14 protein-coding genes are annotated in these 19273 nt (G+C 68.9%); 8 read left to right on the top strand and 6 right to left on the bottom strand.

The window, feature by feature from the left end:
* The first annotated feature begins 75 nt into the window (after positions 1-75).
* The 4 genes from ON37_RS06705 (at position 76) to ON37_RS06690 (ending at position 2492) form a co-directional block, all read left to right on the top strand.
* Positions 76-579 (top strand): hypothetical protein, encoded by a 504-nt coding sequence (locus tag ON37_RS06705; protein WP_157171372.1) that lies wholly within the window; start codon positions 76-78, stop codon positions 577-579.
* 38 nt (positions 580-617) lie between these two features.
* Positions 618-953 (top strand): DUF6221 family protein, encoded by a 336-nt coding sequence (locus tag ON37_RS06700; RefSeq protein ID WP_040717904.1) that lies wholly within the window; start codon positions 618-620, stop codon positions 951-953.
* A 58-nt stretch (positions 954-1011) separates the two neighbouring features.
* Entirely contained in the window at positions 1012-1350 is a 339-nt protein-coding gene (locus ON37_RS06695; RefSeq protein ID WP_040717903.1) for a hypothetical protein, read from the top strand.
* A gap of 101 nt (positions 1351-1451) precedes the next feature.
* Positions 1452-2492: a crotonase/enoyl-CoA hydratase family protein gene (locus tag ON37_RS06690; RefSeq protein ID WP_040717902.1), complete on the top strand. Its 1041-nt coding sequence runs from the start codon at positions 1452-1454 to the stop codon at positions 2490-2492.
* A 44-nt stretch (positions 2493-2536) separates the two neighbouring features.
* On the opposite strand, the gene ON37_RS06685 is transcribed toward ON37_RS06690, so the two are convergent.
* Both ON37_RS06685 and ON37_RS06680 read right to left on the bottom strand, forming a co-directional pair.
* Positions 2537-3016: a MarR family winged helix-turn-helix transcriptional regulator gene (locus ON37_RS06685; protein WP_040717901.1), complete on the bottom strand. Its 480-nt coding sequence runs from the start codon at positions 3014-3016 to the stop codon at positions 2537-2539.
* 45 nt (positions 3017-3061) lie between these two features.
* On the bottom strand, positions 3062-4333 hold the full coding sequence (locus ON37_RS06680) for a cytochrome P450 (RefSeq protein ID WP_040717900.1): 1272 nt from the start codon (positions 4331-4333) through the stop codon (positions 3062-3064).
* Between the two features lie 312 nt (positions 4334-4645).
* On the opposite strand from ON37_RS06680, the gene ON37_RS06675 reads away from it, so the two are divergent.
* Positions 4646-5623, top strand: a complete 978-nt coding sequence (locus ON37_RS06675; protein ID WP_040717899.1) for a pirin family protein — start codon at positions 4646-4648, stop codon at positions 5621-5623.
* 128 nt (positions 5624-5751) lie between these two features.
* On the top strand, positions 5752-6066 hold the full coding sequence (locus ON37_RS06670) for an excalibur calcium-binding domain-containing protein (protein WP_040717898.1): 315 nt from the start codon (positions 5752-5754) through the stop codon (positions 6064-6066).
* Between the two features lie 73 nt (positions 6067-6139).
* Here ON37_RS06670 and ON37_RS06665 read toward each other — a convergent pair whose 3' ends face one another.
* Positions 6140-6364 carry a DUF3618 domain-containing protein gene (locus ON37_RS06665; protein WP_040717897.1) on the bottom strand — a complete coding sequence of 75 codons (225 nt, stop codon included), beginning with the start codon at positions 6362-6364 and terminating at the stop codon, positions 6140-6142.
* Between the two features lie 101 nt (positions 6365-6465).
* On the opposite strand from ON37_RS06665, the gene bcp reads away from it, so the two are divergent.
* Entirely contained in the window at positions 6466-6939 is a 474-nt protein-coding gene (gene bcp / locus ON37_RS06660; RefSeq protein WP_040717896.1) for a thioredoxin-dependent thiol peroxidase, read from the top strand.
* An 85-nt stretch (positions 6940-7024) separates the two neighbouring features.
* On the opposite strand, the gene ON37_RS06655 is transcribed toward bcp, so the two are convergent.
* Positions 7025-8314: a DUF7159 family protein gene (locus ON37_RS06655; protein ID WP_157171371.1), complete on the bottom strand. Its 1290-nt coding sequence runs from the start codon at positions 8312-8314 to the stop codon at positions 7025-7027.
* Positions 8315-8623: 309 nt separating this feature from the next.
* Here ON37_RS06655 and ON37_RS06650 point away from each other — a divergent pair, with 309 nt between their 5' ends.
* Positions 8624-9253 (top strand): TetR/AcrR family transcriptional regulator, encoded by a 630-nt coding sequence (locus tag ON37_RS06650; RefSeq protein WP_247609511.1) that lies wholly within the window; start codon positions 8624-8626, stop codon positions 9251-9253.
* A 123-nt stretch (positions 9254-9376) separates the two neighbouring features.
* On the opposite strand, the gene acpS is transcribed toward ON37_RS06650, so the two are convergent.
* Together acpS and ON37_RS06640 are read right to left on the bottom strand one after the other, a co-directional pair.
* Entirely contained in the window at positions 9377-9802 is a 426-nt protein-coding gene (gene acpS / locus ON37_RS06645; RefSeq protein WP_040717894.1) for a holo-ACP synthase AcpS, read from the bottom strand.
* Positions 9803-9887: 85 nt separating this feature from the next.
* Positions 9888-19250, bottom strand: a complete 9363-nt coding sequence (locus ON37_RS06640; protein WP_040717893.1) for a type I polyketide synthase — start codon at positions 19248-19250, stop codon at positions 9888-9890.
* Positions 19251-19273: the final 23 nt, after the last annotated feature.

Here is a 19273-nt window from a genome sequence, read left to right as displayed (position 1 = left end):
GCCCGTATCTTCACCGGCGGTACTCGAGTAGTTCTACTCGTCCACAACGCCCCTGTCGTCGGTGAGACTTCCGATATGGACGCGAGGGAGCACATCGGGCAGGGCGGGGCACGGGTTCGTCGTCGGGCGGCGGTGACGCTGGGGCTGCTCACCGGGCTGCAGGCGAGCGTGGTGATCGTGTCGGTCGCGGTTCGGTTCAGCACGCTCGGCTGGTTCTTCGTCATATTCCTGTTCGGCGGATTTCTCCTCGTACTGGCGCCCATCGTGGCCGGCAGTGTCTTGGGTATGTATGCGCTGTGGATGGGCGGGCACCGGCTGCGGCAGTGGGTGGCGGCCGCGTTCGTCGCGATGGATCTGTCGCTGCTCGCGTTCGCGCTGACACTGCCCGACATCACCGACGACGAATCCGATACGGCCGCACCGATTCTGGTGCTCGCTTCCGGAGCGCACGAATTCTCCGATCGGGCCGTGGATATCTGCGCCCGGGTGGCGGGATCGAGCGCGCTGTGTCATCTCGCCGCGGTGGCGCTGGCGATCGGGCTCGGCATCACGGCGCTGTGCCGGCCGAGACACCCCTGAGCGGGAACCGCGGACCGGGGTGGCCCGTCCAAGCCATTGTGGGGAGCATTGTCGAGTTCATCGACGCGCGACTGCGTGAGGATGAACAGCTGGCGCGGGCGGTCGACGGGGAACGACGGACCTGGCGATTCGAATCCGGCGACGGAAGTGTGCGAGCCGGAACGCAGCATCCGGTGGCAACCGCGGACCGCTCGGCCGGGCCGCATATCGCGCGATACGATCCGGAACAGGTCTTACGGGAGGTACTGGCCAAGCGCCTGATCATCACGCTGGCGCAGTTGCCCGACGACGACCGACGCCGGGACCGGCTGCTGCGGTGTATCGCGCTGTGCTGGGCCGATCACGCCGACTACCGGCAGGAATGGGTCCTGTAGCCGAGGCGGGACCCGTGCTGGTTAGGCTCGACCGCAACCGTTCGCGATCGGAATCGATATGGCCGACTACGCACATACCGACCATGCCAGTAAAGGACGCGCCGAAAAGGCGCGGCGGCTGGCCGCATATCTGTGGCAGCGCGGCATCACCGGCGCCGAACTTGCGGAGATCCCGGCGGCGACGCGGCGCAAACTGGCCCGCGCCGCCGACACGAACCCGCCGAGCACCGGGGAGACCTGGGATCAGGTGGCACGGCTGCTCGACGAGAAGGATGCCTGGGCCGCGCGCCACCCGAATCACCCTGCCGCTCAGAGAAGGTGTACGGACGAGAAGATCCTGTGGGTCAAACCACCCGTCACACCGTGGCTCACCGGTAGCGGCGATTCGGCCACCTGAGGCACCCTCGTCCCCTGCACCATCCGCTCGACGGTCGTGGACCGGCATGCGGCCGCCGTCGACCCTTGACAGCAAGAAGTGAACTGGAGTTCACTTCTTGCGTGACCGACGACGCGAACCACTCCGGCACTCGCCCCGCCGCCTGGCGGGAAGACCTGACCAGCGGCGAGGATTCGCTGTTCGCCCGACGACCGGAACCGGAGCGGGGCCCGGACTACCGCACCCTCACCTACGAGGTGACGGGACGAATCGCCCGCATCACGTTCAACCGGCCCGAACACGGCAATGCCATCACCGCCGACACCCCGATCGAACTCGCCCACGCGGTCGAACGCGCCGATCTGGATCCGCGAGTGCACGTGATGGTGGTGTCGGGGCGCGGCAAAGGCTTCTGCGGGGGCTACGACCTGTCGATCTTTGCCGAGAACGGCCTCTCCCCCACGGTGTCGGCGCAGCCCACCGCCGGCACCGTACTCGATCCGGTGGTGCAGGCCCGCAACCACGACCCTGCCGGCACGTGGGATCCCATGGTCGACTATCAGATGATGAGCCGATTCAACCGCGGCTTCTCGAGCCTGTTGCATGCGAACAAGCCGACCGTCGCCAAACTGCACGGATTCGCCGTCGCGGGCGGTACCGATATCGCGCTGTTCTGCGATCAGATCATCTGCGCCGACGACACCAAGATCGGCTATCCGCCCACCCGTGTCTGGGGCATCCCCGCGGCCGGGATGTGGGCGCACCGGCTCGGGGACCAGCGCGCCAAGCGACTGCTGTTCACCGGCGACTGCCTGAGCGGAAAACAGGCTCAGGAGTGGGGACTCGCGGTCGAGTCGTGCCCGGCCGACGAGCTCGACGAGCGCACCGAACTACTGCTGCAACGCATTTCGCGGATGCCGATCAACCAGCTGATCATGGCGAAACTGGCCCTGAACAGTTCGCTGCTGGCTCAGGGCGTGGCCAACTCCGGCATGGTGAGCACCGTTTTCGACGGCATCTCCCGGCACACGCGCGAAGGATATGCGTTCCAATTGCGTTCGGCCACCGTCGGTTTCCGGGAGGCGGTGCGGGAACGGGACGAACCGTTCGGCGACTGGAAGCGAGCCCAGTTCGAACGATCCGAGGTCGCCGACGAGAGGTGAGATGCGGCCACTCACCACGCCGGCCGATCGTGCGGGGCCGGGCGTCACTCCCGCCGCACCGGATCGGCCGACTCCGACTTGGCCTCGATCCTCGCACTCACCTTGTCCGACACCGACCGAAGCGCGGCCGCCTCCGCAGCCGTCACCTGGTCGACGAACAGCCGCCGCACCAGTTCGACATGCCGCGGCGCGGCGCGTTCGATCGCCCGACGTCCGGATTCGGTCAGGCAGATCAGCCGGCCCCGCGCATCCTCGGCGGCCGGACTCCGCACGACCAGCCCGCGCTTCTCCATCCGGGCGAGATGCTTGGACAGCCGGCTCTTGTCCCAGCAGATCTGCGCCGCGAGATCGCGAGCACGCACACTTCCGGCGCGCGCCTCGCTCAGCGCCACCAGAATCTCGTAATCGGAAACCGACAGCCCGTCGCGGGCCAACCCGGCGGCCATCGCCGCATCCAGGCGCTGGCGTAACCGGATATACGCCGACCAGGTCTGTTGTTCCTGCTCGTCCAGCCAGCGCACCATGCCAGCGACCCTACTCAGGCCGCGTGCCGTGGACAGCGCTCGACCTCACAGCGGCCCGCGCAGGCTCGGAGGCGACACCGACGCTTCGGGGAATGTGACCGGAAGCGAAGCCAGCGCGCGGTGGAACGGACCCGGCCGCCACGCGGGTTCGCCATCGGGGAGGGCGAGCCGCATATCCGGGAGCATGTCCAACAGCTGATCGATGGCGTCCTGAGCGATCAGATAGGCCAGGCTCTGCGCCGGACAGGCGTGCTGGCCGATACCGAAGGCCAGGTGCGAGCGGTTGCCGGTGCGATCGTCGGCGCGAATCGCGGGATCGCTGTGACAGCCGGCCATGCTGACCAGAACGGGCTGATGCGCGGGCAGCCAGACGTCACCGAGCAGGACCGGTTGCCGCGGATAGGTGATGCAGTAGTTCGCGAGCGGAGGGTCGTTGAAGAGCACCTCGTCGATGGCATCACGGGTCGAGAGACTGCCGCCCAGCACGGACCCGGCGAATCGATCGTCGGTGAGGATCAGCAGCAGCGTATTGACGATCAGATTGAGTTGCAGCTCGATTCCCGCGCCGTAGAAGGTCACCAGCTGGTGGACGAGTTCTTCGTCGTTCAGTTCCGACGGGTGCCGCAGCAGCAGCGAGGTGACATCGTTACCGGGCTCGGACCGTTTGAGCAGTACCAGCTGCCGCATCGCATCGCTGACCATACGGTTGCCCTGGTCGGCGTCGACACCGTCGAACATGGCGGCCATCCCGGCCGCGACCTGCTGCCCGATTTCGGGCGGGCAGCCGACCATCGCGCAGCAGACCTGAAAGGTGAGGGGAAACGCGTACTGGCTCAACAGGTCTGCCGATCCGTCGCCGGCGAATCCCTCGATCAGCGGTAGCGCGATCCGCTCCACCACCGCGTGCAGGCCGTAGAGGTCGACCTCCTCGATACTCGCCACGGTGGCCTGCCGGTAGCGGGCGAATTCGGGACCGGCGTTGCGGCTCCCGGTCGGGCGCCACTCCATGATCGGCAAAACCGGGCAATCCGCGGGTACGGTCTGCTGCCAGCGCCGCGGATCGGCGGGAAAGCGCTCCGGGTCGTTGAGGATCTGCAGTGCGGTGCGATAACCGATCACCAGCGTCGCCGGTACGCCGGGCGCCAACTCCACCGGGACGATCGGCCCGAAGCGCCGGCGCATCTCGGCGTACATCCGGTGCGGATCGCGCGCGAACTCCGGCGAATACAACGGGATCCTCGGGTCGTTCGACCCGCCCGGCGCGGCATGGACCACCGGGCAGGCAGCCGTGTTCGGCGCGGACTCGGTTCCACTCACAGCGACATCTCCCCACCACGGATTCGGCCCGTCGACGACTGCGATTCCGGGCGTCCGGCCTGGGCCGAGGCCGATCCGGCCGAGCCGCGACCATACGAGTGCTGGATTCGGGACATATCGCGAACCTACCGCAGCGGCAACGAAAGCTCTTGACAGGCAATGGAATCGACAGGTGACCAGCGAGCCTCCCGGCGGTTCCTCGGATGCCGCCGACCAGGCCCCGGGTGGACTCCGCAGGAGGGTAGCCGGGCTCGGGAATGATCCGGTCACGCTATTGGTTGACATGGACACCAACAGGCCGAGGAGGACACCATGCCAGCGATCACCGTCGACGACATCCTGGTGCTGCCGCGCCTACCGCGTCCGGACCGGACCGCGCGGCAGCGACCGGTACGCACCGTCACCACCGCGCACAAGCAACTCGAAGGGGCCGGTTTCGAGGTGCGGCGGCCGTTCCCCAGCCTGGACGTGCGCACCGCCGATCCGTTCATCCTGCTCGACCACATGGGCCCGGTCGCCTACGAGCCCTACGAGGCCAAGGGCGCACCCTGGCATCCGCATCGCGGCTTCGAAACCGTCACCTACATGATCGACGGGACGATGGTCCACCACGACTCCAACGGCGGCGGCGGAACCATCGCCGAGGGCGACACCCAATGGATGACCGCCGGCTCGGGCATCCTGCACGACGAACTACCGGCCGAGGAACTGGTGATCTCCGGCGGCGTCTTCCACGGCGTGCAGCTGTGGGTGAATCTGCCGCGCTCGCTGAAGATGGCGGCGCCGCGATATCAGGATCTGCGCGCGAGCGAACTGACATTGGTGACCTCACACGACGGCGGGGCGCTGGTACGCATCATCGCCGGCAGCGTCGGCGGCTTCGAGGGCCCGGGTTCGACGTATACGCCGATCGCCTATGCCCACGCCTCGATCACTCCGGGCGCGCGACTGGAAACGCCGTGGCCCCAGGACTTCACCGCGATGGCCTACGTTCTCGCCGGCAGCGGCACCGTCGGCGACGAGGGCCGCACGCTCACCGAAGGACAACTTGCGGTGCTCGGCCACGGCGAGGCCCTCGCACTGACCGCCGACGAACACCAGCACGGCCCGACCGGCCAATTCGAGGTCCTGCTCCTCGGCGGTGCGCCCATCCGGGAGCCGGTGGTCCAGTACGGCCCGTTCGTGATGAATACCAAACAGGAAATCATCGACGCCGTAACCGATTTCGAGGCGGGGCGAATGGGACATATTCCGGCGGAACATATGACGGGTAAACGCTTGGGTGAATAAGCGGCTCTCGGCCCTGCAGTTGACAACGACGGTCGCCATCAGAACAGTAGACTCGGCGGTTCCGGCCCTGCCACCGCGGGGAGTGCGGCCGGTCCGTTGTATCAACCGCAGCTGACATCGAGGAATACATGAACGTTCGCAGGCTTATCGTGACCGGCGCGGGCTTGATCACCCTCGCCGCCCCGATCGTCGTCTCCGCCCCGTCCGCTCTGGCCGACGGCTTCATCCCCACGGGCTCCGCCGGTACCGGATCGTCGGGTATCGACGACGCCATCGGCGCCACCGGTTCGTCGGGCCTGACGCAGACCGGGTCGGCGGGAGGCACGTTCAAGAACTGTGACGAGGCCCGGGCGGCGGGTCGCGCCCCGCTGTTCCGTGGTGAGCCCGGCTATTCGCCGCACCTGGATCCCGACGGCACCGGAATGGCCTGCCCGACCGTCTGATCACGAAAAAACGGAACCCGGTGTGACACCGTCACACCGGGTTCCGTCGTTTCCGCGGCCGCAGCCGCACGCCTCAGCGGCGGAAGACCTTGATCAGCACCAGCACGCCGACGAGAGCACCCGCGCCGATGAGGCTGTACTTCACCTTCGGCTCGTTCACCTTCGCCAGGACCGCCTGCTTGGTGTTGTCGGCGATCCGCTGCGGGTCGGCCCGCACCGCGAGCTCGTCGAGTGTGCTCGCGAGCCGGTTACGCGCGGCTTCGATCTCCCGCTCGATGTGCTCGGTATCCCTCGCCACGTTGTCTCCTGTTGTCGTTCGTGTATGTCGCTGGGCGTCGAGTGTATCCGCCGTCGTGGATGTCGCGTCCGTTGTCACATCCGTGGGCTACGGTGCAGGGCATGACCGATACCCATCGACTCGGCACCGGCGACCCCGCGCCGGATTTCACCCTCCCGGATGCCGACGGTAAGCCGGTTTCGCTTTCGGACTACCGCGGCCGCAAGGTGATCGTCTACTTCTACCCCGCCGCGAGTACACCGGGGTGCACCAAACAAGCCTGCGACTTCCGCGACAATCTCGCCGAATTGAACGAGGCCGGCCTCGACGTCATCGGCATCTCGCCGGACAAGCCGGCGAAACTCGCCAAATTCCGGGACAACGAGAAATTGACGTTTCCACTGCTCTCCGATCCCGATCGGGAAGTTCTGCAGGCATGGGGCGCCTTCGGTGAGAAGACGATGTACGGAAAAACCATCACCGGCGTGATTCGCTCGACCTTCCTCGTCGACGAGCAGGGCATCATCCAGCTCGCGCAGTACAACGTGCGCGCCACCGGGCATGTGGCGAAATTGCGCCGCGATCTGTCCGTCTAGTGGTACCGCGAGCGGGCCCGGGACGGATTCGTCCCGGGCCCGTTCGTTTCAGTAGTCGACGTGCCGCGGGGCCGTGGCGTGCGAATCAGTCGCGCGGCATCATCGCGACCATCCACCGCACGGTCAGCCGCCAGTGGTTGTCCCACCACTGATTGAACTCGGGGGCGCCCAGTTGCGGCGGGGCCGATTCGCCGGGGAACAGCAGCGAGGCATCGGGCCCGCCGACCGGTTCGGTCGGGGCCGGAATCACCGATTTCGTTTGCGGGTGAGCCGAATCCGGCTCCGGCGCCTCCTTGGCGAGCCGCTTCGGCTCACCGGCCTGGTCCGATCCGCGCAGGCTCAACCACGGCGAGCCGTCCGGACCCCAGCTCGCGGCCGCCGGATCGGCACTCGTCGCGTCGTCGGGCGCCGCGTGGCGCGGCGGGCGGTTGTCCATCGGACCGTCGATCGGGAACTCCGGAATCGAATCCGGGGCCGGCAGACCGGGGTCCGGCTTGGCATGCCGCGGGCCCCGCGTGGCCTGCGCGGCGGTGCGAGCATCGGCCAGCCGAGTGGTGGCGTCCGAACGCGGGTGGTCGGTGAGCTCATGGATGCCGCCCAGGGTCAGCCCGCCGGCCAGCACACTCGCCGCGGCCACGACCGCGACCGAATTGCGCGACATCCGAGCGGCTTCGGTCGGTCCCGCGGCGAAGGCCTCCGGCTGCACCACCAGAGCGGCACCGATCGCGGACCCCGCGGCCGCCACCGAACAGGGGATCACCGGCACGTTGAATCCGGACGACAGGGTCGCGGCGACCGCGGGCCGATCCGCGGCGGAACCGATCACGACGACCGCACTCGGCCGCACACCCGCCGCGTCGAACTGATCCCACGCGGCGGCGATCCCCGGGCGCACCGAATCCTCGGAGACGAAGCCGGCGTTGGTAGCGGTGGCGGCCACCACGCGGTCACGCAGCGGCGAGATCAACGAGAAGCCTTGGTATCCGGGAAGCGGCTCGCACACCAGCAGGTATTCGAATTCGCGGGCCCACGTCATCGCCCGAGCGAGCGCGAGATGTGCGGACTTCGCCGAAACCAGGGAGGCCTCCCGCCACGGGCCCGCCGCGAGGCCGGTGACGACCGCACGGCGGCCCGCCGCGTCGCGATAGGTGACCGCCGCACCGGCGATCTCGTAGTCGGCCGCGACCTCGGCGGCCAACCCGTCGAGCAGCGATTCGATCAGTTCGGGCACGCCCGCGGCGGACGGTCCGAGGTCGGCCACCCGATGCGCCAGCACCCGATCGGTCAGTTTGCCGCTTCCGCCGCGCAGGGCCACCGCGTCGACGCAGTCGCGAGCGATCGAAGCACCGAGAGTCACCACAGGTCGAACCACCACAGATCAAGCCTTCCGTGTGCAGGAACCGCGCCGGAGAGCTGCGCCGAGCAGCGGTTCAACGCCGCAGCGGGAACGGCCGAAAACCGACGAACCCCCGCCGATGTAGATCTACTCGGTATGTGTTCGTCACCACATTCGGCTTGGATGGGTTATGAATCGGACCGAATCGCGGGTACGGAAGGCGGCACCGTGTGTCATCCGCGTGTCGCTACCGCTAGCCTGGTGGATGTGGTGGAAGCGCGCACGGCACCGAGGTCGAACCGACGTCCTGACCCGGCGTTGGAGTTGCAGGACGACCCGCAGGAGTTGATGCCGCGCCGACGGCCCACCCAGGAACGCAGTAAACGCAAATTCGATGCGCTGCTACAGGCGTCGCGTGAACTACTGGTCGAGGTCGGGTTCGAATCGTTCACCTGTGAAGAGGTCGCCGCCCGGGCCGAAGTCCCGATCGGCACGCTCTACCAGTTCTTCGCCAACAAGTACGTCATCGTCTGCGAACTGAATCGTCAAGACCTGGTGGCCGTTTCCCAGGAGCTGGCCGACTTCCACGGCGAGATCCCGTCGATGGACTGGTTGCGGCACATGAACAAGCTCGTCGACCATCTCGCCGAGTTGTGGATGACCGACCCGTCGCGACGCGAGGTGTGGCTGGCCATGCAGTCGACCCCCTCGACGCGAGCCACCGGTGCCATCCACGAGAAGGAATTCGCCGAGGCCGTGCAGCAGATGCTGCGGCCGCTGATGCCGCGCACGCCGCGTGGGCGTCGTTCGATGATGGCCCAGGTGCTCGTGCACGTGGTGTATTCGATGCTGAATTTCTCGGTACAGGACGGCCTGAGCCACGAGGCCGCGGTCGCCGAACTCAAACGCTTGATGGTCGCGTATCTGCTGATCGCGGAGAAGGAATCGCGCACCGGGCAGCGCGAGACCGCCGGCTGAGCGCGCCGGCCGAGCCGTCGTTCCGACGAAGGGCGGAACCGGACGACGTGTGAGCGAGACGTCGTCCGGTTCCGGCCTTCGCAGGAGCGACGGCGGCAGGTCTGCCGCCGATCCGCTACCGCCTCAGGAGTTCTCGATCAGATCCGCCAATTCGCCCGGATCCTCGAGCACCACCATCGCGGCCGCCATATCGCCGTCGTGGGTGATCGACAGATGTACTCGCACCCGCGGCAGGAATTCCGCTGCCAGCCCGTGCAATTTGATGCTCGGACGCCCCCAGGCGTCGTTCACCACTTCGATGAGCGGGTACGGATTGTCGCCGATCTGCGGGCGGCGGGCGAACCGGGAGGAAGCCCACGCCTTGAGCACGGCCTCCTTGGCCGCCCACCGCGCCGCGAAACTCCGGGCCGGATCTGTGCCCTTGCTCTGACAGTAACGCCGCTCACCCGCGGTGAAACTCTCCCGGAGCATGGTGGTTCCGGCCCGTTCGAGCTGTTCGGCGAATTCGGAGATGGTCACCAGATCCAGGCCGATACCGAGGATGGTCATGAATCCGCAGCCTACGGATTCCGCGAGCCGTCATCGGTATCGGCGCATCGTTACCCGGCAGTTGTTACCTGCCGGGCCCGACTTCCTACTTGCCGGTTTCCGGGCTACCGGCGAGTTCGCCTGTGCCGCAGGCACCGTGGGCCAGATACAACCCCTCGGCGCCGAGGCGAGCCTCCGTCGACAGCAGCACATCGGCCTCGAGCTGGCGGATCTGCTTGGCCGGGGTGCCCTCCCCGCCGAGCCGGCGATCGGCGGGCCGCTCGTACAGCGGTTCACCGCCGCACATCGCCTCCACCAACCGCTGCCGTCCGGCCAGCCGGCGCTCCTGCGCACGACGCAGGTAGTCCTCGCGGCGCTGCGGATCCAACGCCTCGACGAAGGCCTGCGGGTGCACGATCGCCAGCAGCCCGGAGACGTGCCCGAACCCGAGCGAGGTCACCAGACCGGCCTTGAGCGCGAACCGATCCGCGAACCGCAGCGGCTGCCGCGGCCACACCAGATGCGGATATTCGGCCATCTTCTCGTCGACGCAGTCGAGGCTGCGGTTCGGCGGAATCACGCCCTGCTCCAGGACCTGGCACAGCCCGATCAGCTGGAAGGCGGCCGCACCACCCTTGGCATGACCGGTCAGCGACTTCTGCGAAATCACGAACAGCGGTGCGCCTTCCGAGCGGCCCAGCGCGCCGGCCAGCCGCTCGTGCAGCTCCGACTCGTTGGGATCGTTGGCGGCGGTGGAGGTGTCGTGCTTGGACACCACCGAGATCTCGTCCGGCGTGACCCCGAGCTTGCGCAGTTGCGCGGCCAGCTGCGATTCCGCACCGCCGCGGCCCGCACTCAGCGCACCCAGTCCCGGAGCCGGAATCGAGGTGTGCACGCCGTCGGCGAACGACTGCGCGAAGGCCACCACGCCGAGCACCGGCAGGCCGAGTTCCGCGGCCACATCACCGCGAGCCAGCAGAACCGTTCCGCCGCCCTGGGATTCGACGAATCCGCCGCGGCGGCGATCGTTGGCCCGGGAGAAGTAGCGGTCGCTGATGCCCTTGGCGCTCATCGCGGCCGAGTCGGCGGTCGCGGACATGTCGCCGAAGCCGACGATGCCCTCGATTCCCAGATCGTCGTAACCACCGGCCACGACGACCTCGGCCTTGCCGAGCCGGATCTTGTCGACACCCTCCTCGACCGACACCGCCGCGGTCGCGCAGGCCGCGACCGGGTGCACCATTCCGCCGTAGCTGCCGATGTAGGACTGGACCACGTGGGCCAGCGCGACGTTCGGCAACGCCTCCTGCAGGATGTCGTTGGCCCGCGGCTCACCGAGCAGATTGTCGATGTAGAGCGAGCGCATCGACGACATGCCACCCATGCCGGTGCCCTGGGTGTTGCTCACCATCGCCGGATGCACCCAGCTCATCAGCTCCGCGGGGCTGAAGCCGCTGGACAGGAACGCGTCGACGGTGCAGACGATGTTCCACAGCGCGACCCGATCCACCGAGCTCGCCATATCGGGCGAGATACCCCAGCGGGTCGGATCCCAGCCCTCGGGGATCTGGCCACCGACCGTGCGCGACAGCTTCGCCTTGCGCGGCACCCGGATCTCGGTGCCGGCCCGGCGGGTCACCTGCCAGTCGCTGGAGTCCGCGACGGGGCTGATGACCGTGTGCTCCGGGTCGGCGGCGTAGAAGGCCCGCGCCTCGGCCTCGCTGTTGACCACGAAGCTCAGGTCCCGATCGAGGAAGACCGAGGTGAGCAGCGGGGCCGAGTTGTCGATCATCGAGCCGTCGTCGCCGTAGCGGCGGATACCGCAGCGCTGCACTACCGCGTCGTGGTAGCGCTCGGCCAGCTCCGACTCCTCGACGTACTCGCCGCTCTCGGTGTCGTACCAGCCTGGCTTGGGATCGTTCTCCCAGGTGACCAGGCCGGTGGTCCAGGCCAGTTCGAGCACGCCGGCCGCCGACAGTTCGTCGGAGACCTCCATCTCGAACCGGGTGCGCGCCGAACCGTAGGGTCCGAGCTCGCCGGCGCCGACGATCACCACCATCTCGGTGAGGTCCGCGGTGACCGGACCCCATTCGGGCGTCGGGACGGCCGAGGTCATGGTCGGCGGAACCGGCAGCGCCGCAATGGTTCCCGACTCGTCGACCGCCTCGGCGCGCGGCTCCCGCTCGACCTCCTCGGCCAGGGCCGACAGGTCCAGCTTCGCCCCGGCGAGCCCACCGGTCAGGTCGATCTGCTGCGGGCCGGTGACGGTCACCGCCCGCGCCCGCGAGGTGCACCACTTCAGCAGCTCGTCGGCCATCTCCTGGGTCGACCAGGTGTGCACACCGGCCTTCTCCACGGCCGCGACCAGCGGGTCGTTGTGACCCATCAGTCCGGTACCGCGAACCCAGCCGATCAGCGCGTGAACCAGCGTGACCCGCTGCGCCCACGACTTCTCCACCCGCCACTTGGCGATCACCGCGTCGAGCGCGGCCTTGGACTCACCGTAGGCGCCGTCACCGCCGAACATGCCGCGGTTGGGCGAACCGGGAAGCACCACATGCAGTTTCGCGTCCACATCGTGGTCGGCGCCGAGACCGGACAAGCCGCCGATCAGGCGCTCCACCGACCACAGCAGGACCCGCATCTCCATTTCGGCGCGGGCACCGGCGTCGGCCAGATCGCCCGCCACCCGCGGCGCCGCGAACGGCAGCAGCAGCGTCGGGGTCATCGCGGGCTTCACGAGGACCTTCGCGCCACCGGCGTTGTCGGTCTGCTCGTTGCCGATCCAGTCGATCAGGGCGTCGATATCGCTGTAGGAGGCCATATTCGCCGGGACCACCCACAGCGCCGCGCCCGCCCGGGCGTGCTCACGGTAGAGCTCCTTGTAGAAGGCGAGCCGGGTGTCGTCGAGCTTCGAGGTGGTCACGATGACGGTGGCGCCACCGGCGAGCAGCCGGCCGGCGACCGCGGCCGCGATGGATCCCTTGCTGGCGCCGGTGATCACGGCGGTATCGGTGGACCAGCTGCCCTCGTCCGCGGTGTTCGCGGCGGTGACCGCGATACGTTCGTAGGTACCGGCCAGCACCGAGCGAGCCTGCTTCATCGCCTGCTGCCGCCACCAATTGGCCTGGGCGGCAACGGCACTGCCCGTGCCGGCGAAGCCCTCGATCCGCTCGTCGCTCAGTTCGGCGTCGTCGCTCAGCCACAGCCTGGCCAGATCCTCGCGAGCGCTCGCCCAGCGGTCGTCGATCAGCACTGCCTTGCGGGCGTCGAAGGCCGGGGCGACCAGACGCGGCCAGTCCGAACCCAATTCGGCCGAGACCAGGTCGACCAGCGATTCGTCGGTGGCCTCGGGCGCGGAGATCTGCTCGGACAGCCCCAGCTGCTCCAGCACGACCCGGGCGGCGGTCGCCAGCACACCGTCGCGGCCGGTGATCTGTTCGGTGAACTCACCCAGCGCCGCGGCATCCACCGTGGCGCCGCCACCGCCACCGGCGGCCGGCAACGACACGCTGATCCCGCGGCGGGCGGCCACCGATTGCACGGCCGCGTCGATCGCGGCGTCCACGGCGGCGCCGTCGCTCAGTGCACCGGACACCAGACCACCCAGGTCACCACCGCGCACGCTGGCGCCCTCACGGGTGCCCAGCGACACCTCGGCGGTGACGTGATGGGCCCAGCCGTCGCCGAGCTGCCACACCTTCTTCACCCGATCGGCGATCGCGGCCGGGCGCTTACCCGAGGGTCCGAACACCTTGCGCAGGTGATCGCCGATCGCATCCGACAGCACCGAGCCGAACGGCTTGTAGGTGCGAGCCAGGCGGTCGACAGTCGCGGAGAGGGCGCCCATATCGGCGTCGGCCGCCCCGTCGATCGCACCGAGCGACAGCTCGGAACCGAGGTCGACCAGCAGCTGGTTGCGTCGCGAGGAGACGCCGTCGCACAGCGCCTCGATGGTGTCCACCGGGCCGATCTGATCGAGCCGCAGTTTCGTCCACAGTGCGATCAGCACCCGCGTGGCATCGGCCGCGGTGAAGGTGATGTCGTCCGGACGCGGGCCACCGGTCGCGGCGGGCGCCGGCGCCGGGGCGGCGGCCGCGGCCGGCGCTGCCGCAGGAACCGCTTCGGCCACAGTCTCTTCCGGCTCGTCCACCGGAGCCGGGTCGGTGTCGGTGGAGTACACCACGCCGGCCTCGCGCTCGATGTTGAGCACCTCGACCTTGGTCGCCGAGTACTGCGGCAACTTCAGGGTGTTGCTCGCCAGATTCGCCACGGTCGGGGTCGCCGCCAGGCCGATCTCGACGAACCGCTCCACGCCGAGCCCGCCCGCGGCAGTATCGGTGAACAGCAGATCCTGGGTTTCGATCCAGCGCACCGGGCTGGCGAACTGCCACGCCAGCAGCTCGATCAGCACCACCCGGCACAGTTCGGCCGGGCGCGCAGCCCACGACTCGAAGTCGTCGAGAACCGCCCGCAGCGGCTCCGACGGCACGTACGCGGCGATTTCGGCGATGAAGTCGCGCTCCAGCGAGAACGGCCGCGGTACCAGGTTCGGAATGTAGCGTCCGGCGAGGACTTCCGGATGGATGTCCTCGGGCAGCAGTTCCTCGAGCTTGTGCCGGAACTCCGGAACACCTTCGCGCAGCACCGTCGAATGGAACGGCACGTCGATACCGGGCACCAGCACGAAGGCGCGCTTCCCACCGAATTCGGCACGGCGCCGCTCGATTTCGGCCTCCAACGCCTCCAGCCCGGCGACCGTGCCCGCGATGGCGTACTGCGACCCGCGCAGGTTGAGGTTCACCACCTCCAGGAATTCACCGGCACGAGCGCCGACCTCGGCGACGAAGTCGACCACCTCGGCGTCCGGCAGCCCGATCTGCGAGGGCCGGATCGCGGCCATCCGATAGTTGCTGCGGCCCTGCGCATCCCGGGGCACCAGTTCGTGCATGGCCGAACCACGCTGGAACACCACCTCGAGCACGGCCTCCAGCGGCAGCACACCCGCCACCGCGGCCAGGGCGTTGTATTCGCCGACCGAATGGCCGGCCAGCATCGCACCCTCGACGAACGCGCCGGCCTCGCGCAGTTCGGCGACCTGCGCCACGCCGAGCGTCGCCATCGCGACCTGGGTGAACTGGGTCAGGTGCAGCACACCCTGCGGGTGGCGGTATTCCACGCCACGTGCCTTCAGGTAGGTGGGATTGTCCCGCACGACCGCGAGGATGGAGAAGCCCAGCGCCTCCCGGGTGTGCTTGTCGGCGCGATCCCAGATCTCCTTGGCCGCCTTCGACCGCGACCGGGCGTCCAGTCCCATCCCCTTGGTCTGGATACCTTGACCGGGGAAGGCGTAGACGGTCTTGGGGGCCGCGAGCCGGGCGGTCGCGGTCATCACCAGATCACCGCCGGTCCGGCAGGACACCTCCACGATCTCGCAGCCGCGGTCGACGGCGATCCGCTCGACACGCACATCGATCTGCGCACCGGGCCGCACCATCCCGAGGAAGCGGGTGGTCCAGGCGGTGACCGTGCGTGCGGGCAGCGGAGATTCGGGATCCACGGCCGAAACGGCATGCTGGGCAGCGGCGGACAGCCACATACCGTGCACGATCGGGCTACCCAGGCCCGCGAGCTTCGCGGCCGCGGTGCTGGTGTGGATCGGGTTGTGGTCGCCGGAGACCTCGGCGAAGGCAGCCATCGCCCGCGGTGCAGTGATGGTCAGATCGCGACGACGGCGGCGCGGGGTGTCGGTCGCCGACTCGGACACGGTTCCCGCGGCACGCGGCGGGTCGGTGAGTTCGTGGCGACCGGTGCGGCCGCGAATGGCGAAGCGCTCCACCAGAGTTGCCACGGTCGGGGTCTCGAGTCCGTGATCGCGCATCGCGCCGACCGTGACCCGGACCTCGACGACGCGGCCCAGCTCGGTGTCGAGCACCGACGCCGACTCCGCGCGCACGCTGAGAACTGCGGGGTCGCTGGGCAATTCGCGGACCAGGTCGATCTGGTGATCGAGGTGGACCAGATCGAGCATGCCCTCGATAACACTGCTCGCGCTTCCGTTTTCGCCCTCGGCCCGGCTCGCGCCGAGCACCGCGAAGACCGCGGGCCAGCAGGCGCCGACCAGCACATCGGGGACCCGGCGGCCGATCGTGCTGAGCCCCGCGGGCAGACCGGAACCGGTCACCCCGGCATGGTCGGCGACCATATCCGGCGTCCAGGCCAGGTTGACGTGCGCGACATGAGAGCCGTTGGCGGACTTGACCTCCGGCAGCGCCTGCCCGGCGGCGACGGCCAGCAGCGCCGACATCGCGGTTTCGGCGTCGGCTTCGGTCACCACCGGAGCACCGCCGTTGTACACCGAGGCCGGAACGGTAATGCGGATCCGCACCTCGTTCGCCGGTGACAGCGGGACGGTCAGCTCCACATAGGCGCTCTCGGTGTCGGGGCCGTCGGCCGGAACCAGCGTGGCGCCGGTCGGACGATGCAGCGCGCCCTGGTTGTCGACGGTCCACTCGTGCAGATCGCCCAGGCGGTGCACCGGGTTGGCCGCGGTGCGTCCGGCCCACTGCACATCCGGTGCGGCGAGCACGATATCGATGGCGCCGGACGCGATGCCGGCGCGGCGGCGGCCGTCCACGGCGGCGGGAGTGACCCCACCGCGAATGAGGGTGTAGGCGGTGTCCTGCTCGAAGCGGTCGAGCAGTTCACCGACCGGCTCGTCGACGCGGGTGATGCCGGCGACCGACACCGTGCCCGGAATGACGCACACCTGGTCGGCGGTGTAGCGCGGATCGTGGGCCTGCCACAGCGAATCCGAACGCCACCAGCGACGGACATCGGCGTCGACGACCGGGACGAAGTTCACCGGCTTGCCCGGGGTCTTGCACAGCGAGACGAAGAACGGCACGTCGGCCGGGTGCAGCACGGTCTCCGCGGCGGCCGGGTAGTGCTCCTTCAGCGTGCAGATCACGTGGACGGGGTTTTCGAACGCGCTGTCGTCGGCGAACAGGGTGGGAATGCGGCCGCGGTCGGCGGGATGGAGGCGTGCCTCGGCCCGGCGCACCATTTCGGCGAACCGATCCCGCCAGGTGACGTCGGCCCACACGGACCGGGTGGCATCGGCGATGGCGTCGCCGAGATCGGTGCCGCAGTCGAAGCCGTCGCGCCCGGCACGCTGGTTCTCCGGCAGCAGGGCGGCCAGCTCGACATAGCGTTCCAGCCAGCGCAGGTAGGTCATGGTCGCCACGTCGCCGAAGTACGGCTTGGCGGTGCGGTCGAGCGCCTCGATGATCTCGTCGCGACGCGCGGCGACGGCCTCGGCGTCGCCGGCGACCTCGTCGAGCAGGCGGCCGGTACGGGAGGCGGAGTTGTCGATCTCGTGGATGTCGGCACCCAATTGGCTACGCCCGGAGGCCATTCCACCGGTTGCGGTGCCGGCGGCGACCCAATCCGGGGTGCCGGGGGTGTCGACCAGCAGCTGCTTGACCTCGGGAGCGGTCGTCGCCTCCAGCGTTGCCATCGCGGCGGTGCCGACCAGTACGCCGTCGAGCGGCATCTTCGGGTAGCCGTGGGCCACCGACCATTCGCCGGTCAGGTATTCGGTGGCGCGCTCGGGGGTCCCGATGCCGCCGCCGACGCAGACCACCACATTGGCCCGGTTGCGCAATTCCGCGTAGGTCTCGAGCAGCAGGTCGTCGAGATCCTCCCAGGAGTGGTGGCCACCGGCGCGGCCGCCCTCGATATGCATGATCACCGGATAGTCCGGCACCTCGTCGGCGATGCGCAGCACCGCACGGATCTGCGCGACAGTGCCCGGCTTGAACGCGACGTGGGTGATGCCGGCCTCGCCGAGTTCGTCGATCAGCGCGACGGCCTCCTCGAGCTCCGGGATACCGGCGGTGACGACCACACCGTCGAACGGGGCGCCGGCCGCGCGGGACCGCTGCACCAGGCGCTTACCGCCCAGCTGCAACTTCCACAGGTAGGGGTCCAGGAACAGGGAGTTGAATTGCACCGCGCGGCCGGGCTGCAGCAGCGTCTTCAGCTCCGCGACGCGATCGGCGAAGATCTGCTCGGTGACCTGACCGCCACCGGCGAGCTCGGCCCAGTGACCCGCGTTGGCCGCGGCCGCAACGATTTTCGCGTCCACGGTGGTCGGTGTCATACCCGCCAGCAGAATCGGCGAGCGTCCGGTCAGCCGGGTGAATGCGGTCTCGACGACGATGCGACCGTTCGGCAGCCGAATCGGTTTGGGCGCGAAGGCATCCCATGCGGGCGCCACCTGCGGCGCGGCGCCGGGGGTGAACAGGCTGCGCTGACCCGGACGGGTCGCGGCGGCCACGATGCCGACGCCGGTGCCCTTCAACGAGCCCTGCGTCAGCCGGCTCAGCAGGTCGCCCGGGCCGATGTCCAGAATCCATTGCGCGCCACCGGCAACCGTCTCGTCGACCACCTGCACCCAGTCGACCGGATCGACCAGGATGGCGCGTGCCAGCCGCTCGGCCGGCTCGGTATCGATATCGCACTGGCCGGCCCAGGCCGTCACCAACTCGACGGTTTCCGACAGCGCCGGGTGATGGAAGGCGACCTCGACCTCGACATCCTCGAATACCGGGGCGAAGATCGAACCGCCCCGCTTCTTCGCCTCGCGATCGCGGCTCTGCTCGGCGTTGATCTCCGCACAGCGCTGCCGCACCCGCTCCAGCTGAGCGACGGTGCCCGACAGGACTGCCCGCCGACGACCGTTGCGAATCGACACCACAGCGGCGGCGTTCGGGTCCACACCCGCCGACACCTCGGCGACCACCGCGCGCAGTTCGTCGGGGTCGACGTTCGACACCGCGACCATCGGGGACTTGCCGCCCACCGGGACGACACCGCGCCGGCGCGCCACCAACGTGGCCGCGGCACCGATCAGCTGTGCGAGGGCGAGCAATTCGGCATCGCGGGCACCGTGCGCGGCGGCGGCCTCGGCGGCCAGCAGGCCCTGTGAATGCCCGATGATGCCGGTCGGCGCGTGTTCGGCCGGGTCGAGGCCCTGCATCCGCAGCGCCCGCAGCGCGGCGATCTGCGCGAGGAAAACACCCGGCATGGACACCGCGGCCGAGCGCAGCGCCTGCGGCGACGGAGCGGCGGATTCCTCGCCCTCCGCACCCTCGGCGAGATCGTCCTCGAGCATCCAGGCGATCGGATCGAAGCCGACCGGACGCACCACGAGCAGCTGGGCGGCCACCGGCTCCAGCCGGGCCGCGGCCTCGCGCACCAGCGCGGTGAGCTCCGGCTCCAGGGCGCTGTCGCGGCCGATCTCCTCCAACTCCCGCAGCCACTGCGCACCCTGCCCACCGAAGGCCAGCGCGTACTTCTCCCCATCGAGCAGGCGGTCCAGCAGCGACGACTTGATACCCGTATCCGAAACTCCCCCAACGACCTTCGCGTTCGTTCCGGTCCCGGTGCGTTCGTTGATCGTCAAGACGTATCGACTTCCTTCTCGTG

This window comes from Nocardia veterana NBRC 100344, assembly GCF_000308855.1.
GTDB classification, from domain to species: domain Bacteria; phylum Actinomycetota; class Actinomycetes; order Mycobacteriales; family Mycobacteriaceae; genus Nocardia; species Nocardia veterana.
Note: the sequence above shows the minus strand (reverse complement) of the source record. Positions and strands in the feature narration are given on the sequence as shown.